Origin of the sequence: Caulobacter sp. LjRoot300, from assembly GCF_964253875.1 — a bacterium.
GTDB lineage: Bacteria > Pseudomonadota > Alphaproteobacteria > Caulobacterales > Caulobacteraceae > Caulobacter.
On the sequence record NZ_CAXUSA020000008.1, the window covers coordinates 90209 to 115052 of the forward strand.

At 68.7% G+C, this 24844-nt stretch carries 17 protein-coding genes and 1 tRNA gene; 7 read left to right on the forward strand and 11 right to left on the reverse strand.

Annotated features, from left to right (window positions below; all coding sequences use genetic code 11):
- Positions 1-82 precede the first annotated feature (82 nt).
- Positions 83-3136: a DUF4982 domain-containing protein gene (locus ACSQ2G_RS21710; RefSeq protein WP_436034461.1), complete on the forward strand. Its 3054-nt coding sequence runs from the start codon at positions 83-85 to the stop codon at positions 3134-3136.
- Between the two features lie 151 nt (positions 3137-3287).
- On the opposite strand, the gene ACSQ2G_RS21715 is transcribed toward ACSQ2G_RS21710, so the two are convergent.
- Positions 3288-4616 carry an oligogalacturonate lyase family protein gene (locus tag ACSQ2G_RS21715; protein ID WP_436034463.1) on the reverse strand — a complete coding sequence of 443 codons (1329 nt, stop codon included), beginning with the start codon at positions 4614-4616 and terminating at the stop codon, positions 3288-3290.
- An 8-nt stretch (positions 4617-4624) separates the two neighbouring features.
- On the reverse strand, positions 4625-4831 hold the full coding sequence (locus ACSQ2G_RS21720; protein WP_436034465.1) for a hypothetical protein: 207 nt from the start codon (positions 4829-4831) through the stop codon (positions 4625-4627).
- A gap of 294 nt (positions 4832-5125) precedes the next feature.
- Between ACSQ2G_RS21720 and ACSQ2G_RS21725 the strand changes: the two genes are divergently transcribed.
- Entirely contained in the window at positions 5126-8245 is a 3120-nt protein-coding gene (locus tag ACSQ2G_RS21725) for a TonB-dependent receptor (protein WP_436034467.1), read from the forward strand.
- Between the two features lie 142 nt (positions 8246-8387).
- On the opposite strand, the gene ACSQ2G_RS21730 is transcribed toward ACSQ2G_RS21725, so the two are convergent.
- From ACSQ2G_RS21730 to ACSQ2G_RS21750, 5 genes are all read right to left on the reverse strand, one after another.
- Positions 8388-9092 (reverse strand): DUF6250 domain-containing protein, encoded by a 705-nt coding sequence (locus tag ACSQ2G_RS21730; protein ID WP_436034469.1) that lies wholly within the window; start codon positions 9090-9092, stop codon positions 8388-8390.
- A complete protein-coding gene (locus ACSQ2G_RS21735) occupies positions 9089-10642 on the reverse strand; it encodes a rhamnogalacturonidase (RefSeq protein WP_436034471.1) in 1554 nt (517 codons plus the stop codon). Before ACSQ2G_RS21735 ends, ACSQ2G_RS21730 begins: the two co-directional genes overlap by 4 nt.
- Entirely contained in the window at positions 10639-11607 is a 969-nt protein-coding gene (locus ACSQ2G_RS21740; RefSeq protein ID WP_436034473.1) for an alpha/beta hydrolase, read from the reverse strand. The genes ACSQ2G_RS21735 and ACSQ2G_RS21740 overlap by 4 nt, the downstream gene beginning before the upstream one ends.
- 1 nt (position 11608) lies before the next feature.
- A complete protein-coding gene (locus ACSQ2G_RS21745) occupies positions 11609-12799 on the reverse strand; it encodes a rhamnogalacturonan acetylesterase (protein ID WP_436034474.1) in 1191 nt (396 codons plus the stop codon).
- 195 nt (positions 12800-12994) lie between these two features.
- The gene (locus ACSQ2G_RS21750) at positions 12995-15388 is read right to left on the reverse strand and encodes a glycoside hydrolase family 2 TIM barrel-domain containing protein (protein WP_436034475.1); all 2394 of its coding nucleotides are present in this window, start codon (positions 15386-15388) and stop codon (positions 12995-12997) included.
- A gap of 457 nt (positions 15389-15845) precedes the next feature.
- Here ACSQ2G_RS21750 and ACSQ2G_RS21755 point away from each other — a divergent pair, with 457 nt between their 5' ends.
- Complete coding sequence (locus ACSQ2G_RS21755) at positions 15846-18749, forward strand: TonB-dependent receptor (protein ID WP_436034476.1); 2904 nt, start codon at positions 15846-15848, stop codon at positions 18747-18749.
- Positions 18750-18796: 47 nt separating this feature from the next.
- Here ACSQ2G_RS21755 and ACSQ2G_RS21760 read toward each other — a convergent pair whose 3' ends face one another.
- The 4 genes from ACSQ2G_RS21760 to ACSQ2G_RS21775 all read right to left on the reverse strand — a co-directional run bounded on the left by ACSQ2G_RS21760 (position 18797) and on the right by ACSQ2G_RS21775 (position 22165).
- Positions 18797-20491, reverse strand: a complete 1695-nt coding sequence (locus tag ACSQ2G_RS21760) for a GH39 family glycosyl hydrolase (protein WP_436034477.1) — start codon at positions 20489-20491, stop codon at positions 18797-18799.
- A gap of 144 nt (positions 20492-20635) precedes the next feature.
- On the reverse strand, positions 20636-21733 hold the full coding sequence (locus tag ACSQ2G_RS21765; protein ID WP_436034478.1) for a 3-deoxy-7-phosphoheptulonate synthase: 1098 nt from the start codon (positions 21731-21733) through the stop codon (positions 20636-20638).
- 95 nt (positions 21734-21828) lie between these two features.
- A complete protein-coding gene (locus ACSQ2G_RS21770) occupies positions 21829-21912 on the reverse strand; it encodes a hypothetical protein (RefSeq protein ID WP_145688053.1) in 84 nt (27 codons plus the stop codon).
- Between the two features lie 178 nt (positions 21913-22090).
- Positions 22091-22165 (reverse strand) — tRNA-Thr (locus ACSQ2G_RS21775).
- A 90-nt stretch (positions 22166-22255) separates the two neighbouring features.
- Here ACSQ2G_RS21775 and ACSQ2G_RS21780 point away from each other — a divergent pair.
- The 4 genes from ACSQ2G_RS21780 to ACSQ2G_RS21795 all read left to right on the forward strand — a co-directional run bounded on the left by ACSQ2G_RS21780 (position 22256) and on the right by ACSQ2G_RS21795 (position 24800).
- Positions 22256-22423 carry a hypothetical protein gene (locus tag ACSQ2G_RS21780; RefSeq protein WP_436034479.1) on the forward strand — a complete coding sequence of 56 codons (168 nt, stop codon included), beginning with the start codon at positions 22256-22258 and terminating at the stop codon, positions 22421-22423.
- Positions 22424-22543: 120 nt separating this feature from the next.
- Positions 22544-23839, forward strand: a complete 1296-nt coding sequence (gene murA, locus ACSQ2G_RS21785; protein WP_436034480.1) for a UDP-N-acetylglucosamine 1-carboxyvinyltransferase — start codon at positions 22544-22546, stop codon at positions 23837-23839.
- Positions 23832-24275 (forward strand): DUF2948 family protein, encoded by a 444-nt coding sequence (locus ACSQ2G_RS21790; RefSeq protein WP_436034481.1) that lies wholly within the window; start codon positions 23832-23834, stop codon positions 24273-24275. The genes murA and ACSQ2G_RS21790 overlap by 8 nt, the downstream gene beginning before the upstream one ends.
- Positions 24276-24347: 72 nt before the next feature.
- Positions 24348-24800 (forward strand): MaoC family dehydratase, encoded by a 453-nt coding sequence (locus ACSQ2G_RS21795; RefSeq protein ID WP_436034482.1) that lies wholly within the window; start codon positions 24348-24350, stop codon positions 24798-24800.
- Positions 24801-24844 lie beyond the last annotated feature (44 nt).

Consider the following 24844-nt stretch of genomic DNA (forward strand, 5'->3'; position numbering starts at 1 on the left):
GAGAATATCTTGACAGTCGACCGGGTGTCAAGCCACAGGTGGCGAAAGGCCTGAAGTGGCCTGGCCAATCGGAGGCAGATCGATGCGGCGCATCCTTTCGGGGTCGATCCTGGGCAGGCTGTGCGCCGCCCTGTGCCTCTCCGTGCTGCTGGCGAGCCCGGCCGCGGCCGCCTCGCGGATCAATCGGCCCTTCAACGACGGCTGGCGCATGGCGACCGGCGACATCGCCGGGGCCGAGCGGCCGGAGTTCGACGACGCCGCCTGGAGGCCCGTCACCCTGCCGCGCGCCTGGAATGAGGACGAGGCCTTCAAGGTCGACATCCACGACCTGAAAGGCGGGATCACCTGGTACCGCAAGCGCCTGGTCCTGCCGGCCACCATCGGACCGGCGGCCGGCGGCAAGGCGTTCATCGCATTCGAGGGCGTGCGCCAGGCCGGCGAGGTCTATGTCAACGGTGTCCTGGTCGGCGGCCATGAGAACGGCGTCACGGCGTTCGGCGTCGACGCCACCGCGGCGCTCAGGCCGGCGCCGTTCGTCAATGTCGTGGCGGTGCGGGTCGACAGCGACTGGAAGTACAAGGAACGCGCCACCGGCAGCGGCTTCCAGTGGAACAACGACAATTTCAACGTCAATTACGGCGGGATCCACAGGGCGGTGCGGCTGCACCTGACCGGAAGCCTACACCAGACCCTGCCGCTGTATTCCAGCCTGGGCACGACCGGGGTCTATGTCTGGGCCGACGCGTTCGACATCAAGGGCGGCGCGGCGACGGTCCACGCCGAGTCGCAGGTGCGCAACGCCTCCGACCGGCCGCGCACGTTCCGCTACCGGGTGAGCCTCAAGGACGTCGACGGCAAGCCGGCCGGGGCGTTCGACGGTCCCATGGTCACCCTGGCGCCCGGCGAGACCCGCACGATCGCCGCCCAGGCGCCGTTGAAGGACCTGAAGTTCTGGAGCTGGGGCTACGCCTATCTCTACGCCGTGACCACCGAGCTGGTGGAGAACGGCGCCAGCGTTGACGCGGTCGTCACCCGCACGGGCTTTCGCAAGACGCAGTTCAGGAACGGCATGATCTTCCTCAACGACCGGGTCATGCAGGTGCACGGCTATGCCCAGCGCACCAGTAACGAGTGGCCGGCGCTTGGGACCGACATCCCGCCGTGGATCAGCGATTTCTCCAACGCCCTGATGGTCGAGAGCGGCGGCAACCTGGTGCGCTGGATGCACATCGCCCCCGCCGCCCAGGATGTGGAGTCGGCCGACCGCGTGGGCCTGGCCCAGGCCATGCCGGCCGGCGACGCCGAGAGCGACGTCACGGGCCGCCGTTGGGAGCAGCGCATCGAGGTGATGCGCGACGCCATCGTCCGCTTCCGCAACAACCCCTCGATCCTGTTCTACGAGGGCGGCAACGAGAACATCAGCGACGCGCACATGGCCGAGCTGAAGGCGATCCGCGACCAGTTCGACCCGCATGGCGGCCGCGCCATCGGCTCGCGCGAGATGCTGGCCAGCAAGGTGGCCGAGTACGGCGGCGAGATGCTGTACATCAACAAGAGCGGGACCAAGCCGGTCTGGGCCATGGAATATTCCCGCGACGAGGCGGCGCGGAAGTTCCAGGACGACTTCACCCCGCCGTTCCACAAGGACAGCCCTGACTACAACCGCAACCAGGACAGCCATGCGGCCGAGGATGTGCGCCGCTGGTTCGACTACTGGCGCGAGCGGCCCGGCGGCGGCGACCGCGTCAGCTCGGGCGGGGTCAACATCATCTTCTCCGACAGCAACACCCACTTCCGCGGCGACAACAACTACCGCCGCAGCGGCGAGGTCGACGCCATGCGCCTGCCCAAGGAAGGCTTCTACGCCCACCAGGTGATGTGGGACGGCTGGGTCGACGTCGAGCGCCCGCGCAGCCACATCATCGGCCACTGGAACTACGCGCCGGGCACGGTGAAGGACGTGCTGGTGGTCTCCAGCGCCGACAGCGTCGAGCTGCTGCTGAACGGCAGGTCGCTGGGCAAGGGTGCTAAGTCGGACGGCTTCCTGTTCACCTTCAAGGCCGTGGCCTGGGCGCCGGGAACCCTGCGGGCGGTCGGCCGCGACGCCGCCGGCAAGGTCGTCTCGTCGGACGAGCGTGTCACCACCGGCCCAGCCGTGGCCCTGCGCCTGACGCCGCGCGTCGGTCCGTCCGGCTGGCGGGCCGACGCCGCAGACCTGGCCCTGGTCGATGTCGAGGCGGTGGACGCGGAAGGCCGGCGCGTGCCGACCGCCCTGGACCTGGTGACCTTCGACCTCGCCGGCCCGGCCGAATGGCGCGGCGGCATCGCCCAGGGTGACTCCAAGGGCGGCGCCAAGCCGACTCAGGCCCCCGCCTCGCCCACGGGCGACGTCGTCACCGGGGCGCATACGGTGGACGGGGTGACCTCCTACGCCGGCGCCTCGCGCGGCGACGACAACTACATCCTGTCCCGGACCCTGCCGGTCGAGGCGGGGATTAACCGCGTATCCTTGCGCTCGACCCTCAAGGCCGGCAAGGTCACGGTGACGGCGCGGGCTCAGGGGCTGAAGCCCGCGACCGTGACGCTGGACGTCGCCGCGCCGCTGGCGGTCGAGCCGCTCCTGCCCGTCAGCCTGGCGCGGGGCCCGACGCCGGCCACGCCGTCGTTCAAGGTTCGCCGGGTGGCCCTCAAGCCCGTCGCCACCCTGGCCGGCTCGAACCTCGACACGGTCGGCCTGGCCCGCGACGACGACGAGACCACGCACTGGGCCAGCGACGGCCAACTGGCCAACGCCTGGATCGAGTACCAGCTGGACAGGCCCCAGGTGGTCGACGAGGTGGTGCTGAAGCTGATCGGCTGGCGCCTGCGCTCGTACCCGCTGCGGATCACCGTGGACGGGGCGACGGTCTACGAAGGCGCGCCGGCCAAGAGCCTGGGCTATGTCACCCTGCCGCTGAAGCCGGTGAAGGGCCGCAGGCTGCGCATCGCCCTGACCGGCCCGACCGTCGACCGCGACGCCTTCGGCAAGATCGTCGAGATCACCGGCGCCAAGGCCGGCCTCGACACAGGGGCCGAGAAGGTGGCGGCCGGCGGCGGTCTGGGGATCATCGAGGCGGAGATCTATCGCCGGCCGTGACGCCGCCGGCCCAAGATCCTCCCCCTATGGGGGAGGCGATCGCCTAGCGATCGGAGGGGGAGTATTAGGATCGCCGATCCAGGTTGTGGTCGTCTGCCGATCACTCCCCCCTCCGTCGGCTGCGCCGACACCTCCCCCAGAGGGGGAGGATCTACGGAGCCGCCTTCGCCACCTCCACCGCATACACATGGTTGGCCCCGTGCATGTTGGAGCGGAACACGATCCACTTGGCGTCGGGGGTGAAGTTGACGTTCGGCTCCAGCCGGTAGTCGTGGTCCTTCATGTTCACCAGTTTCTCGGTGTCCAGCACGCCAGGCTGGACCAGCGTTTCGGAGCCGGGGGCGTGGATGCCGGCGACGTCGGGGATGGCGCGCGGGCGCATCAGATAGAGCCATTTGCCGTCGGGCGCGTGGGCGACCATCTCGCTGTCGCCGCCGTCGCCGGCGAACAGCTTGCCGTCCGGCGAGGTGTTGAAGTGCACCGACCAGGCGTTGCGGTCCAGGTGCAGCCAGGTGCGCTTGCCGCTGGCGATCTCGTAGCCCGCCACCCAGAAGTCCTCGCCGCGCGGGGTCTGCAGGTCGTACCAGACGGTCTTGCCGTCGGCGCTGAACCACTCGTGACCGGCGATCTCCATGTTCATGGTCCGGGTGTGGATCTTGACCGGCGCCGCGCCAGGCTTGTCGGTGCGCGTCAGCCACAGGCGGTCGACCTTGTGCCAGGGGCCCTCGTGGCAGAACATCAGCAGGTGCGGGTCGGTGGGCGAGAACTGAAGGTGGTTCAGCCAGTCGGTCGCCTGGTGCACGACCTTGCGCTCGCCCGTGGCGGTGTCGATCGTGAAGATCTCCATCGGGATGCGGCTGTCCAGGCGGGCGTTCAGCTGGACCTCGCGGCCCTCGGCGTAGGACAGCGCGCGGCCGTCCGGCCCCTTCACGTCGTCGGGATTGCGGGGCAGGGCGTCCATCAGGTTGGGCGGGATCGGCACGTCGGTGCGGTTGGCCACCCCGGCCAGCAGGGTCTCGTCGGCGTTGATCGTCTGGATGCCCACGCCCTTGGCCAGTTTGGCGACCTGGCGGACCGCCCGGGTCTTCGGATCGACCGCCTCGACCACGCCCGAGCCGTCCTCGACCAGGCGCTGGTAGTAGACCTGGCCTGTCTTGCGGCCGACGAACAGCAGCCGGACCTTGCCCTCGACCAGCGGACGCAGGGCGTGGGTCTTCAGGTCGACGCCCGAGATCCCGTCGGGCGTGCTGATGGCCAGGGTCGCGCCGTCGGGCGTGTAGCCGTTGAAGTTGAAATAGAGGCTGCCGCTGCCGGGCTTGTCCGACAGGCGGATCACCCGGTGGCCGGTGTCCTTGTCGACCCATTCACGCGGCGGCTCGGGCGCGCCCGGCTTGGGCCGGGTGACGACGTCCTGGGCGTGGGCGCACGGCGCCAGCACCATCAAGGCCAGCGCCAGGGCGGAGAGGAGGGGAGCTTTCATCGGCGGTCTCACTGGGTCCGGATGTCGGGACGGGGCGGGGCCTTCATGCCCTCGCCGAGATAGAAACTGGTGTGCGGCGGCTGGTTGTAGGCGGTGTTCCGCCAGGCGATCGCCGCTCGATACTGCGGGTCGTGCATCAGCGTGATCGCCGATGACAGCGCCGTCGCGCACAGCAGGGCCGTCACCGCGCCCCGGTTCTCACCACGCTTGCTCATGCGTCGAACCCCTTTGGTTTCCCCGTTTCCCGGCTCGTGGCGACCGTTCTTAGCGGCCTTCGGATCAGCGCTTGGGCCGCCTCGCGAGCGTTGCGTCGAACTTACACCATGGAACGAAACGGCTGTCTTCCCACAAATTGCGTTGACATCTCAATATATGGAATTATTCCTATTGTATGAGAAATGCGCCGCCGAGCGCCGCGAGCCGTCCGAGCAAGGAGGGCCGCGGGGCCGGTAAGGCGTCCGGGGACCTTCGTCGGGAGGCCCCAAGCCTGGTTAGAGGGAGGGAACTCAATGCTTGCATTCACTCGCGGCCGTCGGGCGGCCGTCGCCACCACATCGTTGCTGGCCCTGGCGGCCAGCCTGGCCTTCACCACCGGCGCCCACGCCCAGAGCGCGGGCGCCCAGGCCGAGGACAAGGTCAACACCATCGACGAGGTGGTCGTGGTCGGCACCCGCGCCAGCCTGCAGTCGGCCATGAACCGCAAGAAGCGCAACGGCACGATCTCGGACTCGATCGTCGCCGAGGACATCAGCCAATTCCCCGACAAGAACGTCGGCGAGGCCCTGGGCCGGATCACCGGCGTACAGCTGGCCCGCGACTTCGGCGAAGGCAACGCGGTCTCGATCCGCGGCGTCGAGCCCGACCTGAACCGTGTCGAGATCAACGGCATGAGCACGCTGTCGACGGCCGGCAACCTGCAGGTCTACGGCGGCGGCGGCCGGTCCAACGACTTCCGCGAACTGGCCTCGGAACTGGTCCAGTCGATCGACGTGTTCAAGGGCTTCACCGCCGACATGACCGAAGGCGGCGTCGGCGGCACGGTCTCGGTCAAGACCCGCAAGCCGCTGGACTTCAAGAAGCCGGTCCTGTCGCTGACCGCGTCGGCCCAAAACCTCGACACGGCCGACACCTGGAAGCCGCGCGGCAATATCTTCGCCGCCACCACCCTGTTCGACGGTCGCCTCGGCCTGATGGCCAACGTCACCTACGACGACGTCGACACCCGCGGCGACTATGTCCGCAACTCGTCGTGGGGCCGGTTCGCCGACTTCGACGCCTCGGCCGACAAGACCGTCCCGTACTACAGCAGCGCCTACAATTCCCAGATCAACGACCTGGCGCGCAACGTCACGACCGCCGCCGGCTGCTCGGGCCTGACCACGCCCGACTCGACCCAGATCTCGACCACCAACCTGCGCAACGCCTGCCTGTCGCAATGGTACGACTACGCGCCGCGCACGGCCCGCTACGGCGTCTGGACCCGCAACGACGAGCGCATCTCGGCCGAGTTCACGGCCCAGTACCGCTTCACCGACAAGATCGACGCCTGGGTCAGCTACAACCGCAACGACCGCACCCAGACCCTCAACGACATCAACTATGGCACCGACTTCACCACGGCCAACCGCCTGCGCAACACGGCCACCGCCACCACCTGCTCGTCGACGAACACCACGGCCAGCGCGGTCAAGGTCAACGCCAACCACAACGTCATCGGCTACACGCTGGGCAACTGCGTGAACACCACGGGGGCCGGCGGCAACAACGGCTTCGGCATCAGCGCCCGCGACTTCAAGTACGACACCACCAGCAACTACTACAACTTCGGCGCCAACTATCGCGGCGACCGCCTGCAGATCGAGTTCCAGGGCTCCAAGGCCGACACCAGCACCGTGTCGCAGACCAACAATGTCAGCGTCAGCTTCGACACGCCCGGCATGACCGTGACCCTCGATCCGGCCACCGGCAATCCGTCGTTCGCCTTCGCCAGCGGCTACAGCCCCAGCGACGCCTCGGCGATCCGCCAGTGGCAGATCCAGTATCGCCCGTCCAACAACGGATCGAAGGAAGAACAGTACAAGCTGGACTTCGACTACGAGACCAACCTGCCGTTCATCAAGAAGATCGAGTTCGGCGGCCGCGCCACCGACTTTTCGACGAAGGGCTACGGCTACGGCGGCTTCATCCTCGATGGCGGGGCCAATCCCTCGTCGCTGCTCGACGACACCGTGATCTATTCCAACGCCGTCAACTCGACGGCGGGGGTCCTGGCGACCCAGCTGGCCGACCAGACCGATCCGACCTTGGGGGCTCCCAGCACCACGGGCTACTGGACCTCGACGGAGACCTGGTCGCGCGGCTTCTCCAACGCCCTGTTCGGCTCGGCGATGACCCCGCTGTCCAGCGACTTCTACTGGGGCGGCGGCTCGATCCCGACCAGCTGGAACTATCCGGACTTCGACAAGGTGTCGAAGAACCTCGACACCTCGCACTTCAACCTGAACAACCTGGAGAACACCGTCGGCAGCGACGGCAAGCCCCACGCCCAGTTTCCGTATCGCATCGCGGAAAAGACAGACGCCATCTACCTGAAGTTCGACTACGACTTCCCGCTGGGAAGCTACGAGGTTGACGGCAATTTCGGCTGGCGCCGGGTCCACACCCAGACGACCGGCGAGGGCGTCTCCAGCCGCAGCGCCACCTACGGGACGACCACCTACACGCTGAGCAATTCCCTGGGCAAGATGACCAAGGACTACACGGTCTGGCTTCCCAGCTTCAACGTCGGCCTGTGGTTCATTCCCAACAAGCTGTCGGCGCGCGCCGGCTTCGCCGACCTGATGGCCCGTCCGCGCATGGACTTCCTGATGCCGACTGTGGCCTGCACCACCGACGCCTCGCCCGACGCCAACGGTGAGTTCGACGAGCCCAGCTGCAACGCCGGCAATCCGGAGCTGAAGCCCTATCGCGCCAAGCAGTACGACCTGAGCTTCGAATACTATCCCAACCAGGACACCCAGGTGTCGGTCGGCCTGTTCAAGAAGGACATCGAGTCGTTCTACGTCTCGTCGCGCACCCTGATCGGCAAGCGCGACGTCTATGGCGACGGCCAGCTCTACAACTACAACACCTATATCAACGGCCAGGGCGCCAAGATCTCGGGGGTCGAAGTGACCGCCAAGACCGCCTTCACCTTCCTGCCGGGCTTCCTCTCGGGCTTCGGCGTCGACGTCAACTACACCTACCAGAAGGCCAAGAACGTCCGGCTCTTCTCGCAGCTGGACGGCTCGCCCCTGCCGTTCCCGGGCCTGTCCTCGGACAGCGCCAACCTGACCCTGTGGTACGACAAGGGCCCGTTCAACGCCCGCCTGGCCTACAACTACCGCTCCCGGTATCTGGTGTCGGCCGCCGACAACTCGCTCCAGCCGGTCTATCGCGACTCGACCGGCTATCTCGACGGCAAGGTCACCGTGAAGCCCGGTTTCAGCTGGGCGCCCAACCTGTCGTTCTTCGTCGAAGGCAAGAACCTGACCAAGGAAGACGAGCGTTCGACGGCGGGCGACATCCGCCTGACCGAACTGGGCTACTTCGGCCGCCGCTTCTTCGTCGGCATGACGGCGAAGTTCTAGGACGAGATGGCGTGGCGAAGGTCCGGTGTCGAGCCCGGGTCCTTCGCCATCGCCGCCTTCGCGGATCACGATCTAGGATGACTCAACGCCGCGCCGGCATGGCGCGGCCTTTTCTTTTTCCGCCTACGGTCGCCGGTGAGGGCTAATGGCCCAGCGCGTACACCCTGAACCGCCGCACCCGCAGGTGGCTGAACGTCGTGCGCAGGCCGAACCAGCCGCGCGTATAGGGCTCGGCGTCGTCCAGCTCGAACAGCTTGCGGTCGTCGTTCCAGTACTGGATCCGCCCGCCGTCGGCGACCAGCCGCACGGTTTGCCAGCGGTTGGGAAACAGCATCTCGTCGGCGGCCGCATGGTCGTGGCGGGGCAGCAGCGGCCGCTCGCCCGGACGGCCGACATAGCGGCGAAAGCGGGTCGAGGTGTTCCCGTTGCCGCCCTGGCCGACATAATAGGTCTTCAGGGTGTCGTAGTCGGCGAAGGCCCCCGTGCGCGGCGTGGCCAGCGGGCCGCCGCCGTCGGCGTCGCGCGCCATCCAGAAGGCGTTCAGGTCGCTGACCCGGTCGTTGGGACCGCCCGCCGAGACGGCCTGGGCCTGGTACTGGATCAGCATCGGCCCGACCAGTTCGGGCCGGAACCACAGGGTCAGGCCGGCGGGGGTGTCGATGTCCAGCACGCCGTCCAGGGCGCTGACCTTGGCGGGCTTCTCGGCCTCGAGCGCCCATTGCTCCAGGCCGTGGCGGAAGTCGTCCGTGTTCAGGCGACGCCCGGGTCGGGGCGGCCGCGTCGAGGCGGCGACAGCCGGGCCCGCGGCCAGGGCCGCCAGGCCGCCCAGTATCGCGCGACGCCTCACCGAGGGTTTCCTTCGACGGTCGCCAGCGCCGATCGCCGGGGCGGCTCGGCGACCAGGCCGGAAACGTTCTCACAGACGATGGGCTCGGCGCCCTCCGGCCAGGTCAGGTCCAGCCGACTGAACCGCGCGCCGTGCACGGCCTGCAGCAGGATGGGCGGGCGGGGGTCGGGCTTCAGGGTCTCGATCCGCACCCTGTCCAGGGTCAGGCCGGTCACGTGCCGGGCCCAGAGGCCGTGGGCGGGGGTCGGGCCGAACATGCTGGGTTCCGGATAGGCCTGGGCCATGTCGTCCGGACGCCGCCGCGCCCAGTCCGTCTCGCCGCCGCCGGCATAGACCAGTCGAATGTCGGCCAGGGTGACGTCTTCGATCGGGTCGCCCTCCAGGCCGGCGATCGTCGCGGCGTAGTCGGGCAGGATGTCGAAGGCTGTCAGGTTGCGCACGCTGATCCGCCGCATGGCCCCGCGGCCTGTCCCCTCCGGTCCGCGACTCCGATGGCCCAGGCGCAGGAACAGCGGGGCGGTGGTCACCTCGCGCAGGACGAGGTTGTCGATCGCGACGTCCTCGATGGTCCCGCCATCGACGGTCTCCAGCGCCAGCCCCCGCGAGCGGGTGAACACGCAGTCGCGGATGGCGATGTGGCGAAAGTCGCCGTTGGACTCGGTGCCCAGCTTGATCCGGCCGGTGACGCGGTCCTGGTCGGGGGCCAGCTGCTGGGTCCGTCCCTCGGTCCCGTCCAGCATCGTGCCCAGGTCGAAGCCGCTGACGTGGCAGCGGGTGATCTCGACCCGCTCGGTGGAGCGAAGCTCGCCCAGGGCCAGCGAACTCTTCAGCACGATGGCGTCGTCGTTGGGGGTGTTGACCCGGCAGTCGGCGATGGTCACGTGACGACAGCTGTCGATGTCGATCCCGTCGCGGTTGGTGTCGATCCGCAGGTTCCTGATCGCCAAGTGGTCGCAGCCGGTGGCCAGCACCGCGAAGTGCCCGCCGCGCCAGATGGTGAAGCCTTCCAGCCGAACGCGGCGGGCGCTCTTCAGGGCGACAGTCTTGTTGCCCTGGCCGGCCATGGTCTCCAGATCGGGAACCAGGATCGCCATCTCCTCGGGCGAGAGACCCGCCATGCTGACCGGAAACTCGCCGGCCTGGCGCGTCCAGCGCGAGCCGGGACCCTCGCGGGTCAGGCCGGCGCCGTCGATCATCCCCGGGCCGACGATGGCGACGTCCTCGACGCCGTCGCCCCAGATCAGGCTGTTGCGCCAGTGGCTGTGGCCGAAGTCCTGGTAGAGGTCGAACGGATTGGGCTCGGCCGGATCGTAGGCACCGGCGTGACGGGCCGGGTCGGCGGCCTCCAGCACGCAGCCCTCGTCCAGCCGCAGGGCGACGCCGCTCAGCAGGCGGATCGAGAACGACAGCCAGCGCCCGGCCGGCAGCACAACCTCGCAGCCGCCGGCCGCGTGGGCGGCCTGGATCGCGGCGTTGATGGCGGCGGTGTCCAGGGTCGCGCCGTCGCCCGTCGCGCCGAACGCCCGGACGTCGAAGGGCGCGGTGATCATGCGTAGAGGCCGTGCCGCTTCAGGAAGGCGTCCAGCAGGGCTGGCCAGGGCATGGCGACGCCGGCGGGGCCGGTCAGGCCGAAGCCGTGGCCGCCGGACTCGAAGACGTGCAGCTCGCTGGCGATTTTCCGGGCGCGCAGGGCCTGGAACATCATCAGGCTGTTCTCCATTGGAACCACCTTGTCGTCGGCCGCGGCGGCGATGAAGGTCGGCGGGGCGTCGGCAGGGATGTCGTGCTCGGCCGACACCGCCAGGCGCTGGGCGTCCGTCGGGTTGGTCCCGAGCAGCGATTTCAGCGAGCTGCCGTGGGCATGGGGCGCGGTCATGGTGACGACCGGATAGAACAGGCCCGCCGCCGCCGGCCGGGTCGACAGGCGGTCGGCGGCGTCGACGGGCGCGTAGGTCTCGACGCCGAAGCGGGTGGCCAGCCGCGCGGCGACGTGGCCGCCGGCCGAGAAGCCGGTCACGGCGATCCGTTCGGGGTCCAGACCCCATTTGCCGGCATTGGCGCGGATCAGGCGGATGGCGCGCTGGGCGTCCTGCAGCGAGACGTCCGGCCCCGCCGCCCAGCCGTCGGCCGGCAGGCGGTAGTCCATGACGAAGGCGGTGACGCCCTGGTCGGCGATCCAGGCGTCGATCGGTCCGCCCGCCTTGCTGACCGCCACGCGGATATAGCCGCCGCCCGGGATCATCAGGATCGCCGCGCCATTGGGCTTGGCCGGCCGGCGCATCGTCAGCCAGGGTTTGGTGACGTTCAGGAAGGCCGTGTCGTTGGGATCGCCGCCGGGCTTGCGCAGGATCACCTGCTCGGTGACCGTGACCTTCTCGCCGCCCGGCGCCTTGCCGGGCCACAGGTCCATGACCTCGATCGTCGAGGGAGCGGCGGACGCCTGGGCGCGGGCCAGGGTCGGCGCGGCCAGGGCCAGGGCCCCCAGCCCCAGGAGCGAACGGCGATCGGTCGCCATATCAATTCCCACGGGGAGCCTCCGTGCTGTGGGCGGCGCTGGGCGCCAGGACGAAGCTGTCGGGCGAGGGCGGATGAGCCGGATCGAACGGCGGCAGGCCTTCGACCAGATGGGCCGCCAGGTCCGGAACCTGGGCGCGGACGCCGTTGACGACGCACTCGGCCAGCACATAGGCCCCGTAGTTGTTGTGGTGGGTGGCGTCCTTGCCGCCGTCGGCGAAAGCCTTCCAGGCGTTGTCTGGACCCAGGGCCTCGTACAGCGACGCGCTCATGTCCAGCAGGTCGATGACCGGGACGCCGGTCTCGCGGCCGACGGCGCGCACGGCTTCGGGATAGTCGCCGTGGGTGTTGACGATCTTGCCGGCCGCGTCGAACTTGCGGCGGTGCATCGAGGTGACCAGCACGGGCTTGGCCCCGCGCCGCCGGGCTTCGCCGATATAGGCCTTCAGATAGTCGCGATAGGTGGTGGCGGCCTCGACATAGGTCTGGGGCCACTGGACCTTTTGGTCGTTGTGGCCGAACTGGATCAGCAGCCAGTCGCCGGGCTTGATCCGGCTGAGCAGCTTGTCCAGCCGGTGCTCGAACAGGAACGACTTCAGCGTCTCGCCGGACTCCGCGTGGTTGGCCACCGAAACGTCGGGCTTGAAGAACCGGGGCAGCATCTGGCCCCAGCTGGCCCCGGGCTCGAAGCGCTGGTCGGTCACGGTGGAGTCGCCGGCCAGGTAGACCACCGGCACGGTGACGGGCTCGACGCGCAGGCGGCGCAGGGCCGGGGCCGGGCCGCAGAACTCCAGGGTCAGCTTGTCGTCCCAGTCGTAGGCGCCGACCTCGCGCGGATTGAGCAGCACCCGTACTCCGCCCGGCGCGTTGGTCGGCGGCGCGGTCAGGGCGGCGGTGCGGACGTTGATGACGAACTCGACGGTCGCGGTCTTGCCGGCCCGGGCGACGATCCGTTCGGCCATCAGCCGGCGGGACTCGGCCTTGACCGTGGTGTCGGACGCGGCCTTGCCGCCCAGTTCCAGGCTCACCCGGTAGTCGCCTTCGGGGACGGCCAGCGAGAACAGGAACGGGCCGCCGGCAGGGGAGGGTTCGAAGCCGTGGCCGACGGTCGGGTCATAGGCGGCGTCGCGGGCCACGCGGACGTAGCCGGGGGCCGGCTTGTCGTCGCCGAAGTCGAAGGCCCAGCTCTGCATCGGTGTCACGGGCTCCGCCGCCCAGCTCGCGGTTGGCGCGACGGCGAGGGCGGCCAGGACCGCGCGTCTATGCCACATCAAGGCCCGGCCTCCCTTGGCGATCTGGGTCGCGCTACATTGATCCCACAAATATCCGCCGTCCCGCGTCGAGGCAATGGATTTCATATTGCGAGATCAAGTCCCGTAAATTGGAACTCAAGGTCGAGCGACCGGCAAGGTGAGGACGGCGGGCTTCAGGCCCGGCGCACTGGCCTGGACCGTCACCGCGCCGCCGGAGCCTGACCCGCGCAGGAAGGCCGTGGCCTTGCCGCGCCAGGCCTGGCGGGTGGGCGAGGCGAACGGCGTGTGGTCGGTCGGGGCGGCGTTGTCGGCGGCGACGAAGCGGCCCGATCCGCTGACCGCGAAGGTGATGGCCGCACTGGACGCCGGCACGATCACGCCCTTGGCGTCGACCACCTGGGCGCGGACGATGGCCAGGTCGTCAAAGGTCGAGCCCACGGCCTTGTCGTCGGTCGACAGCAACAGGCGGGCGGCCGGCCCGGCGGTGCGCAGCGTGTCGCGCGGACCGGCTGCGCCGCAGGACGCCACGACCTCGCCGGGCGTGAAGGTCACGGCCCACTGGCGGGGCGAGCCGTCGGCGGGCAGGGGCTTGGCGCCGAGGGCCTTGCCGTTCAGCATCACCTCCACGGTCGGGCAGTTGCTGTAGACCTCGATGGTCTCGGGGTGCGGCGACAGGTCGGCCGGCGTCCAGTCGTCGGCGATGTCGATCTTGGGACGGGGCGTGGCGACGGCGATCATGGTCGGCAGGGCGGGAGCGGGACCCGCGCCATCGTTCGAGGGCGGCGGAGCGGCGGGCGCGGCGTTGCGGACCACGTGGATCACCGGCTGCTCGGCCCACCAGCCGGCCCGCTGCATGCCGGAGACCTTCACGGCGCCGGTGCGGTCCAGCAGGCCGGCGGGATTGTCGATATTGGGCCAGCCGCTGCGGTCGGCCTCGCCCAGATAATCGACCCCGGTCCACAGGAACATGCCGGCATAGGGGGCGTAGTCGCGCACGGCGATCCAAGAGGCGCGGGCGTGGCTGTTCTCGGTCCCGATGATCTTGCGGGTCGGCCTGACCTCATGGGCGGCGGTCAGCTCGTTCTCGCGATAGTTCTGGCCGACCACGTCCAGCATGTCGGCCAGGCCGTTATCGTAGTCGCCGGTCACGTTCGGCCGGAACAGGCCCATGGTCACCGGCCGGGTCGGATCGGTGGCGTGCATCACGTCCAGCAGGCTCTTCAGCGCCGCCTTGGCCTGGACCGGATAGGCGGTGTCGTGGATCTCGTTGCCGGCGCTCCAGATGACCACGCTGGGATGATTGCGGTCGCGGCGCAGCATGTCGCGGGCGTCGCGCCTGTGCCAGTCGCCGAAGAACAGGTGATAGTCGCCCGGCGTCTTGGCGACGTTCCACTGGTCGAACAGCTCGTCCATGACCACCAGGCCCATCTGGTCGGCCAGGTCCAGCACCTGCGGCGAGGGCGGGTTGTGGGCGGTGCGGACGGCGTTGGCGCCCACGGCCTTCAGGGCCGTGAAGCGCTGGCGCCAGACGGCGATCGGCACGGCCGCGCCCAGCGCGCCGCCGTCGGCGTGCAGGGCCACGCCCTTGAGCTTGATGTTCTTGCCGTTCAGCCAGAACCCGGTGCCGGCCTCGAACCGGGCCTCGCGGACGCCGAACGGGACGACGTCACTGTCAAGCACTTGGCCGTCGGCGCCGACCACTCGGACGGCGGCCTGGTAGAGGTTCGGGCTGGCTAGGTCCCACAGGCGGGGCGAGGGCAGGGCGACCTCGGCGCTCAGGGTCTCGGTTCGGGCGACGCCGACCGTGACGGCCGGGACTCCTTGCCGGGCCACGACCTTGCCGTCGGGATCGGTGACGACGATCTCCAGCCCGACGCGCGTGTCGGCCGCTCCGCTGTTGGTGAGGTCGACCTCGACCTTGGCGACGGCCCTGTCCTTGGCGATGGTCGGCGTGCTGACGAACACCCCGCCCTGCTCGACGTGCAGGTCGCCGGTCTCGATCAGTCGGACCTTTCCGACCAGTCCCGAGCCGGCATACCAGCGCGAGGACGGGGCGAACGAGGTGTCGGCCCGCACGGCCAGCACGTTGGGGCCGTCAGCGCGCAGGAAGTCGGTGACGTCGTAGCGTAGGCCGACATAGCCGCTGGGCCGATGGCCCAGATGGTGGCCGTTGATCCAGACGCCGCTGCGCTCCATCACCCCGTCCAGTTCGACGAACACGCGGCGGCCCGGCGTTGGCCTGAGGTCCAGGGTCCGGCGGTACCAGGCCACGCCCGTGGGCAGGAAGCCGCCTGCCCCGCCGGCCCGGGCCTTGACGTCGAACGGCCCGGCGATGGCCCAATCGTGCGGGACCGACACGGTCGCCCAGCGGGAGTCGTCCAGCGCCGGGGTCTCCGCGCCCTCGGGATCGCCCTGAACGAAGCGCCAGCCGGCGGTCAATGGGACGGTGACGCGCTCGGCGGCGCTGGCGGCGCTCGCCAGCAGGGCCAGGGCCGAGGCGGTGAGCAGCAGGGGACGGGTCTTGGACAAGGCGGGCTCCTGGAGCGTCATGCCACGGGACGGCGACGGGCCTGGCCGCTCGCTTTGGAATCCAAGGCTCGCCGACCGCGAACAAGCCAGGGTCAGACGCGCCGCGGAAAGGCGTGGTGTGACCATGTTTCCTCCCTCGCGGGTTCGCGCCTCGCCGTTTTTGGCGGGTCTTATTTCTCACAAAATGAGACTTTGTCCCATTTCATGGAAGGCTAGCGTCAAAGCCTCGTCCGGGCAACCCGGCGCCTGGGATACCGCGCCCACGTCGCTTCGGCGAACTTCACGCCGGAATGAATATTTCAAAACGGTTGCAATTCACCCTGTCGGATTTATCTTATCGACAAAATGAGAGTTCATCCCAACAAATGGGATTTCTCTCGACATCAGGATCGGACGAACCGGCCCTGGGGGAAACACGGGAGGCCGGCATGGGCCGGGCCTCCACCAGGAGGGATAGATGTCTGACCGTCGCATTCAGCGCTGGAGCATGGGTTGCTCGGCGCTCGCCCTGACTTTCGCCGGGGTCCTGGCCGCCGGCGCCGCCAGCGCGCAGACCGCCCCATCGGCTGGCCAGTCGCCGGAAAACACCGTCGAGGAGGTGGTGGTCACCGGCTTCCGCGAGAGCCTCAGGAGCGCCCTGAGCGTCAAGCGCCAGTCCTCGGGTGTGGTCGACGCCATCAAGGCCGAGGATATCGCCGACTTCCCCGACGCCAACCTGGCCGAGTCGATCCAGCGCGTGCCCGGCGTGTCGATCACCCGCGTGGCCGGCGAGGGGCGCACGATCACCGTCCGCGGCCTGCCGCCGACCTTCACCCGCGTGCGTATCAACGGCATGGAGGCCCAGTCGACCAGCGGCGCCACCACCAGCGACCGCGGCGCCAACCTGGGCCGGGGCTTCGACTTCAACACCTTCGCCTCGGAACTGTTCAGCGGCATCACGGTGCGCAAGACGGCCCAGGCCGAGGTGATCGAGGGCTCGCTGGGCGCGACCGTCGACCTCGAGACCGCCAAGCCGCTGGACCACAAGGGCCTGACCTTCGTGCTGGGCGCCTCGGCCGGCTACAACGACCTGGCCAAGAACGTCGATCCCAAGTTCACGGCCGTGGTCGGCAACAGCTGGGACACCCGCTGGGGCGAGTTCGGGGCCCAGGCCTCGCTGGCCTACAGCAAGCGCAAGTTCCTTGAGGACCAGTGGGGCTCGGGCGGCTGGAACCCGGCCACCATCGATGGAGGCTTCTGCACCCCGGTCGGGGTCACGCCGCAGAACCCAGCCACCAACGCCGGCAACGGCACGGACGCGGCCAACTGCGCCACCGGCGTGGCCCGGCCGCCGACCGGCGACCCGGTCTACGCCCAGGCCAACCGCTCGACCGTGTTTTTCCCGCGCCTGCCGCGCTATGGCCGCTTCCATCACAACCAGGAGCGCACCGGCGCCACCCTGGCCCTGCAGTGGAAGCCGACCTCGCGGACCTCGCTCAGCTTCGACGCCCTCTATTCGGACTACGACGTCAAGCGCGAGGAGAACTGGTTGGAGGGCTTCTCGTTCGCCCGCCCGATCACCCAGAACGGCAAGCCGCAGACCGCGGTGCGCGAGCTGGTCCTGCGCGATGCGGGGACGAGCCACACCGCCGGAATCAATTTCGGCCAGACGGTCTACGACGTTGACTACGCCCGCTTCGACGGCGTCGACATCCGCTCCGACACCCAACACGACGAGTTCGAGAACGTCTTCCAGCAATACACCCTGGCCGGGACGCACGAGCTGACCGACCGCCTGAAGGTGACCGGGCTGATCGGCTACTCCAAGTCCGACTACGATCAGCCGATGACCACCACGATCATGTTCCAGCGCCAGAACGCCGGCATGACCATCGACTTCCGCAACAACCGCGACCAGCCGATCATCAAGCACGACTTCGACGTCACCAACGCCGGGCTCTACAGCTTCGGGGCGCCCAACGCCGAGGTGCGGCTGCAGCAGATCTACACGACCAACATCTACAAGACCGGCGAGGTGAACCTGGCCTGGGCCTATGACGACGACCTGACGCTCAAGGTCGGCGGGCACTATGACGAGTTCTCGTTCGACACATCGGCCAAGCAGCGGTCGAACAACTTCCTGGTCCCGACCCTGAGCACGGCCGAGCTGCAGGCGGTGACCAAGGTGGTGTCCGGCTTCGGCGGCCACGGCATCGACGAGGGCGTGTTCCCCAGCAGCTGGGCGACCATCGACTACGACAAGTTCGTCGCCAGCCAGAACCTCTACAGCGAGACAGGGATGTACGCCCTGGTCCCCAACTACGGCGGCATCCGGCGCGTCGACGAGAAGGTGGCCTCGGCCTATTTCCAGGCCGACCTGAAGACCGTGATCGGCGGCCTGCCGGTGCGCGGCGACATCGGCTTCCGCTTCGCCCAGACCGAGCTGCAGTCGCGCGGCTACCAGATCGGTCCGCTGCCTCAGCAGGTCACCGCCGAGAACAAATATCACGATGTCCTGCCGTCCTTTAACGTCGCGGTCGACGCCACCGACAACCTGGTGCTGCGCTTCTCCGGGGCCAAGGTCGTCGCGCGGCCAGACCTTGGCTTCCTGACGCCGGGAGGCAGCCTGAACCTGAACGGCACGCCCTCGATCACCTCGGGCAATCCGGACTTGGAGCCGATCCGCGCCACCACCGCCGATCTGGGCGCCGAATGGTACTTCGCACCCGGGGCGCTGCTGGGTTTCGGTGTCTTCTACAAGGACATCGAGACCTATGTTCAGAACCAATCCCAGCAGATGACCTTCCGGCAAACGGGCTTGCCGCTATCGTTGCTGGGTGACTCCAGACTCGATCCAGACCAAACGTACTTTACGGTCACCAGGCCGGTAAATACCCCGGGCGGCCCGCTCAAGGGATTCGAGATCAACTACCAGCAGAACTTCACGTTCCTGCCCGGTCTGCTGCGGCACACCGGCGCGCTGATCAACTACACTTATGTCGACTCCCAGATCGATTACTTCCTGGCGGCGGGCGGGGTGACCACAAACGACCTCGTCGGCCTGTCCAAGAACGCCTACAACGCCACTCTCTTCTACGAAGACGACAAGTTCAGCGCCAGGATTTCGGCCGCCTACCGCGACAAATCGATCGTCGCCCTGCCGGCCAACAATCCTTACCAGGACCTGGAAGGCTATGACGAGAACCTGACCTTCGACCTGGCCGCCTCCTACCAGATCAACGAGAACTTCAAGCTCTCGCTGGAGGGGCTGAACATCTTCGACCGGTTCAATCGCCAGTTCATCGATTCCGACCGCGACAGCACGTTCGTCTACACCCACACCGGACGGCAGTGGAATCTGGGGCTGCAGTACAAGTTCTAGATCGGGCGCCGGCCGCGGCGAGCATCGCCGCGGCCGGTCATCTCCGGCTATTGCGGCTTGGGCCGCTCCAGGACCAGCAGGGACACGCCCTGCCGCGGCAGCTGGAAGCTCAGGGTCAGGCCGTCCTTGCCGCGAACCGGCGGCGGGGTGTCGATCGCGGCCAGGCCGCTGGCCTGTTCCAGGGCGTCGTACTGGGCCTTGCTGGGCGCCATGGGCGAGCCCATCCGCCGCCAGGCGCCGTAGACATTGCCGTGCGTCTCGTCGACCCGGTATTGGACCAGCCTGGCGTCGGCGAAGGCGCGGGGCAGGTTCTTGAGGACCAGGCTGACGTCGGCCGTCGGACCCGGCACGTCGTCGTCGTGATAGTTCCAGACCATGATCGCCAATCGGTCGGGACCCAGGCTGGCCAGGGTCCCGACGTCGGGTCGTCCGCGCACGCCGCTGGCGACGATCTCGTCCAGCGGGATCTGTCCCGAACTGACCGCCTGCACCCGCTCGGGACCCATCAGGCTGAACATGCGGAACACGTTCAGCACCGCCAGGTCCAAGCCGTTGCTCGACAGCTGGCGGAAGCCGGCGAAATAGGGCTGGTCCTCGAACTCGAACGCCCAGGTCAGGGCGCCGTCCAGGGTCACGCCGCGCCGCGCCGCCAGGTCGTGCGCGCGGGCGAAGCTGGCGGCGGTGTAGCTGGAATAGACCGTGCCGTTGCGATAGCCGAAGCTGGGGCCCTGGCAGGCGGCGCAGCCTTCGGGGTCGGACTCGCCGATGACGATCGGCTTGTCCTTCAGCGCCGGGCGGGCCGCGATCATCGCGAAGCCCTTGTCGATGCCGGCCAGTTGGTTGGCGATCCCCATCTGCACATGGCCGTCGACGAAGCGCGGCGAGCCCTTGGCGTGGAAGGATAGGAAATCGGTCGGCGTGCCCTTCTGGCCGGTCGCATAGTTGGTCCCGTCGGTCAGGTGGGTAAGGAAGTCCTCCATGAACTGGCCGCCGCTGCCGGCGACGTCCGGTCCGCCGACCTTGGCGGTGGGCAGGGCCCGCCGGACCCCGGCGACGGCGTAGTCGTGCAGCTTGTGGAATTCCTGCGGCGTGCCTTTCCAATAGGCGGGGCCGTTCGGTTCGTTCCAGACCTCGAAGTACCAGGTTTCGACCTCGGCCTGGCCGTAGCGTTCGACACAGTGGCGCACCCACTGGTAGGCCAGCTCCGACCACTTGTCGTAGTCCTTGGGCGGATAGCCCCAGCCGCCGCTGATCAGGTTGTAGTCGAAACCGGGCCGCCACGCGTGCTGGTAGGGTTCGGGGTTGGTCGACAGCGCCTGGGGCATGAAGCCGATCTGGACGTAGGGCCGCACCCCGTTGGCCAGGTAGGTGTCGAACAGATGGTCCAGGATGGTCCAGTCATAGACCGGCCGCCCCTGGGCGTCCTCGGTATAGACGTTGGTGCTGCCCCACTTCAGGGCGGGCGTGCCGTCGCCGGTGTTCAGCAGGTTGTGGGTGCGGAAATAGACGCCCTTGGGCTTGAGCGCGCCCATGTGGCCCAGCAGCTTGCGGCCGTCCTTCATGGTCGCATAGTTCGGCTCGTCGGCGCCGAAGAACCGCCAGATCGGCCGCAGCTCGCCGACCCGTTTGCCGGCGTCGACGGTGATCGAGACCGGAATGTCGGCGGGCGGCGCCTGGGCCAGGGCCGACGATCCCGCCAGCCAGAAAGCGGCGAACAAGCCCGCGCCGACACCGTTCCGCATGACGTCATCCCCTATCGCCAGCGCCTGTCGCGCGCCGTCGAGCCATGGGTAACACGGATCGCGGAACGGGCCAGACGAATTGTAGGACAATAGGGAGAAGGAGGGGTGACGGGACACGCCGGCGCGTCCCGTCACCCGCGAGGCCTAGTCCTTCGCCGCCTGGCGTCCGGCGCGCACCGCCGCCGCCAGATCGTCGAGCAGCCGCACCGAGGTCTCCCAGTCGACGCAGGCGTCGGTGACCGACTGGCCGTAGGTCAGGGGCTGACCGGGGACGATGTCCTGACGGCCGGCGACCAGGTTGCTCTCGATCATCACCCCCATGATCGGCGCCTGGCCAGTCGCCACCTGGGCGCAGAGGTCGGCCACGACGGCGGGCTGGTTCTCGTGGTTCTTGCCGCTGTTGGCGTGGCTGGCGTCGACCATGATGCGCGGCGGCAGGCCGGCCTTGACCAGGGCCTGCGCCACGGCCGCGACGCTGGCGGCGTCGTAGTTGGGCGTCTTGCCGCCGCGCAGCACGACGTGGCTGTCGCCGTTGCCGGTGGTGGTGGCGATGGCGGCGCGGCCTTCCTTGGTCACCGCCAGGAAATGGTGCGGCTGGGCGGCGGCCAGCACCGCGTCGATGGCCACCTTGACGTCGCCGTTCGTGCCGTTCTTGAAGCCGACCGGGCAGGAGAGGCCCGAGGCCATCTCGCGGTGGATCTGGCTCTCGGTGGTGCGCGCTCCGATCGCGCCCCAGGCCACCAGGTCGGCGATATATTGCGGGGTGGTGACATCCAGGAACTCGCAGGCGGCCGGCAGGCCCTGGGCGCTGACGTCCAGCAGCACGCGCCGCGCCAGCCGCAGGCCCTCGTTGATCCGGAAACCGCCATCCAGGTCGGGATCGTTGATCAGCCCTTTCCAGCCCACCGTGGTGCGCGGCTTCTCGAAATAGACCCGCATGACCACTTCCAGCTCGCCAGCGTGGCGCTCGCGCTGAACGGCCAGGCGGCGGGCGTAGTCCAGGGCGGCCTTGGGGTCGTGGATCGAGCACGGCCCGATCACCACCACCAGGCGGTCGTCGCGGCCGTGCAGGATCTGGTGCACGGCCTGGCGGGCGTCGCCGACGACCTCGGCGATCGACGAGGTGGCCGGGGCCTCGCCGATCACCTGGGCGGGCGGGCTGAGGGTCTGCAGGCGCTGGATGCGCAGATCGTCCGTGGGGACGGGGATCGAGGACAGGTGGGCGGCGGTCGAGGAAGGCATGGCGGAACTCCGGAGAAATCTGGGCGTCCGGCGGCCATGAAAAAAGCCGCCCGGGGAACCCCTGGCGGCTGGTGAAGACGTTCGCGGCTCTGAATTCAGGCCGAACGATCCCCTCCCGGCGCCAGAGGCGTCGGATAGCTAAAGTACCAAAACAGCTGTTGGCTGGCGGCGAGGATCATGGGGACACCCTAGAGCCAAGTCGGCGGCCTGTCCACGCCTGGACGGAACAGAGGGTGGAAGGAACCTCATAGCGCCAAAGGCGTCGCGAGATCACGCCCGCCGCGACCGGCGAGGGAAGCCTGGGATTTTTGGGGGGAAGTGGCGAGGGTCCAAGCCTTTGGAAGGCTTGGACCCTCATGGTGCCGCCGGGCAGGATTGAACTGCCGACCTCAGCCTTACCAAGGATGCGCTCTACCACTGAGCTACGGCGGCGAAGAGGAGGGGGCGTATAGCGAACCAAACGCGGTTGGCAAAGACAAAATCGTCTTGACCGATCGTCGCAGCGCTTTCACCTGTGGAAAGATGAGCCGGAACCCCAAGCCCCACAACGAAAAAGCCGCGCGCGAGGCGCGGCTGGCCCAGGCGCTGCGCACCAATCTCCGCCGCAGGAAGGCCGCGCCGCCCGCCGCCGACAAGGGCGCGGCCAGGCCGGACTCGCCCGCGTCGGACGACGAGACCCCCTCCAGCTGAGGAGGAACCATGAGGAATCGGCGCCCCCTCTTGCGCGGGCTCTTGCAACCAGTAGAACCGCCCCTTCACATGTGACCGCGCGGCGACACCCCCGACAGGCCGCGTGACGAGGGACTTTCATTGGATCGTATCGCCATCACCGGCGGCGCGCAGCTGAACGGGATCATCCCGGTGAGCGGCGCCAAGAACTCGGCCATCAAGCTGATGGCGGCCAGCCTGCTGACCGACCAGCCGCTGCGGCTGACCAACATGCCGCGCCTGGCCGACACCCGGTTCCTGGGCAAGCTGCTGGCGCGCCTGGGCGCGACCGTGGACGAGCGCGAGGGGCCGGACGGCTCGGAGACGGTGCTGCACGCGCCGGAGATCACCAGCGGCTTCGCGCCCTATGACCTGGTCCGCCAGATGCGCGCCTCGTTCAACGTCCTGGGCCCGCTGATCGCCCGCACCGGCCAGGCCAAGGTCAGCCTGCCCGGCGGCTGCACGATCGGCGCACGGCCCGTCGACCTGCACCTGCAGGCCCTGGAAGCGCTGGGGGCCAAGATCGACCTGCACGAGGGCTATGTCTACGCCCAGGCCCCGCGCGGACTGAAGGGGGCGGAGATCACCTTCCCGTTCGTCTCGGTGGGCGCCACCGAGCACGCCATGCTGGCCGCCGTGCTGGCCGACGGCGTCACGGTGATCAAGAACGCCGCCTGCGAGCCCGAGCTGCTGGACCTGCAGATCTGCCTGAACGCCATGGGCGCCAAGGTGGAGGGGGCGGGGACCCCGACCATCACCATCACCGGCGTCGCCAAGCTGCACGGCGCGACCCATTCGGTGATCCCCGACCGCATCGAGATGGGCACCTACGCCGTGGCCGCCGCCATGGCCGGCGGCGAGGTCCAGCTGACCCGCGCCCGTCCCGAGCTGATCGACAGCCTGCTGGTCAAGCTGGAAGAGGCCGGGGCCGGGGTGATCCGCACCGAGGACGGGGTGATCATCAAGCGCAACGGCCAACGCCTGGAGGCGGTGGACGTCGAGACCCAGCCCTATCCGGGCTTCGCCACCGATCTGCAGGCCCAGTTCATGGCCTTGATGACCACGGCCAAGGGCGAGAGCCGGATTCGCGAGACGATCTTCGAGAACCGCTTCATGCACGCGCCCGAGCTGATGCGCCTGGGCGCCGACATCTCGGTGTCGGGCGGCGAGGCTCGCGTGCGCGGCGTCGAGCGGCTGGAAGGCGCGGAAGTCATGGCCACCGACCTGCGCGCCTCGGTCAGCCTGGTGATCGCCGGCCTCGTGGCCCGCGGCGAGACCACGGTCAGCCGCATCTACCACCTGGACCGCGGCTTCGAGCGGCTGGAAGAGAAGCTGGGCGCCTGCGGGGCCCAGGTGCGCCGGATCAAGGGCGACAGCGAGGGCGACCTGGATGGCTGATGCGGCTTCTCATAAAGCACCCCTGAAACTGCTGGCCCAGGACGCCGACGACCTGGCGGTGGTCTCGGCCGCCCTGCAGGACGCGGTGGCCAAGATCGGCGATATCCGCTGGGACGCCTCGGCGCGGACCCTGACCCTGGCCTGCAACCGCTTCCGCTGGGAGTCCGGCGGCAAGAAAGGCGAGCGGATCCGTTCGGCCCTGCAACTGGGCGACGTCACCGGCGTCCAGGCCCGCAAGCTGCGCCGCGACGCCAAGGGCGCGGTGGTCGAGCTGCTGTCGGTGGCCTTCGAGCCCGGCGAGGCGCCCGGCGGGGCGGTGCTGCTGACCTTCGCCGGCGGCGGCGACCTGAGGGTGACCGTCGACTGCCTGGACGTGATCCTGGCCGACGTCTCCGAGCCCTGGTCGACGCCGCGCAAGCCGGGTCACGCGGAGTAGACAAAGGCGGCCCAAGCTCTCCTCGGCGCATTTTCGCTGGCCATGGCGCGGCATCGCGGCTAACGGCGCGTCATGATCGAAGCTCATCCCTCCGGCGGCTACATCCTCGAAGAACTCGTCGTCGGGATGGTCGCCGAAAAGCACGTCACCGTCACCGAGCAGCGCATCAGGCAGTTCGCCGAGGCTTCGGACGACTTCAATCCGGTGCACATGGACGAGGCCTTCGCGTCCAGGACCGCCTATCGGGGCCGGATCGCCCACGGCCTGCTGTCGGCGTCGTTCGGGTCGGCCGTGGTCGGCACCATCCTGCCCGGGGCCGGCGCGATCTATCTGGGCCAGACCCTGGCGTTCCACCGACCGGTGCGCATCGGCGACGTGGTGACATCCCGCGTCGTGGTCTCGGCCGTCGACGAGGCCAGCGCACGGGTCACCCTGCGCTGCGAGGCCTTCGTCGGCGACGAGCTGGTGATGGACGGCGAGGCCACGGTGCGGGTTCCGCGCCGCCGGCGGGCGCCGAAGGCCTGAGCCACGCCGTCGCTTGGATCATGGTTAATGCGCCCTTAACCCTG

Coding starts and splice junctions, on each gene's coding strand:
- ACSQ2G_RS21710 (WP_436034461.1), top strand. CDS start 83: ATGCGGCGCATCCTTTCGGGGTCGATCCTGGGCAGGCTGTGCGCCGCC.
- ACSQ2G_RS21715 (WP_436034463.1), bottom strand. CDS start 4,616: ATGAAAGCTCCCCTCCTCTCCGCCCTGGCGCTGGCCTTGATGGTGCTG.
- ACSQ2G_RS21720 (WP_436034465.1), bottom strand. CDS start 4,831: ATGAGCAAGCGTGGTGAGAACCGGGGCGCGGTGACGGCCCTGCTGTGC.
- ACSQ2G_RS21725 (WP_436034467.1), top strand. CDS start 5,126: ATGCTTGCATTCACTCGCGGCCGTCGGGCGGCCGTCGCCACCACATCG.
- ACSQ2G_RS21735 (WP_436034471.1), bottom strand. CDS start 10,642: ATGATCACCGCGCCCTTCGACGTCCGGGCGTTCGGCGCGACGGGCGAC.
- ACSQ2G_RS21740 (WP_436034473.1), bottom strand. CDS start 11,607: ATGGCGACCGATCGCCGTTCGCTCCTGGGGCTGGGGGCCCTGGCCCTG.
- ACSQ2G_RS21745 (WP_436034474.1), bottom strand. CDS start 12,799: ATGCAGAGCTGGGCCTTCGACTTCGGCGACGACAAGCCGGCCCCCGGC.
- ACSQ2G_RS21755 (WP_436034476.1), top strand. CDS start 15,846: ATGTCTGACCGTCGCATTCAGCGCTGGAGCATGGGTTGCTCGGCGCTC.
- ACSQ2G_RS21760 (WP_436034477.1), bottom strand. CDS start 20,491: ATGCGGAACGGTGTCGGCGCGGGCTTGTTCGCCGCTTTCTGGCTGGCG.
- ACSQ2G_RS21765 (WP_436034478.1), bottom strand. CDS start 21,733: ATGCCTTCCTCGACCGCCGCCCACCTGTCCTCGATCCCCGTCCCCACG.
- ACSQ2G_RS21770 (WP_145688053.1), bottom strand. CDS start 21,912: ATGATCCTCGCCGCCAGCCAACAGCTGTTTTGGTACTTTAGCTATCCG.
- ACSQ2G_RS21780 (WP_436034479.1), top strand. CDS start 22,256: ATGAGCCGGAACCCCAAGCCCCACAACGAAAAAGCCGCGCGCGAGGCG.
- ACSQ2G_RS21790 (WP_436034481.1), top strand. CDS start 23,832: ATGGCTGATGCGGCTTCTCATAAAGCACCCCTGAAACTGCTGGCCCAG.
- ACSQ2G_RS21795 (WP_436034482.1), top strand. CDS start 24,348: ATGATCGAAGCTCATCCCTCCGGCGGCTACATCCTCGAAGAACTCGTC.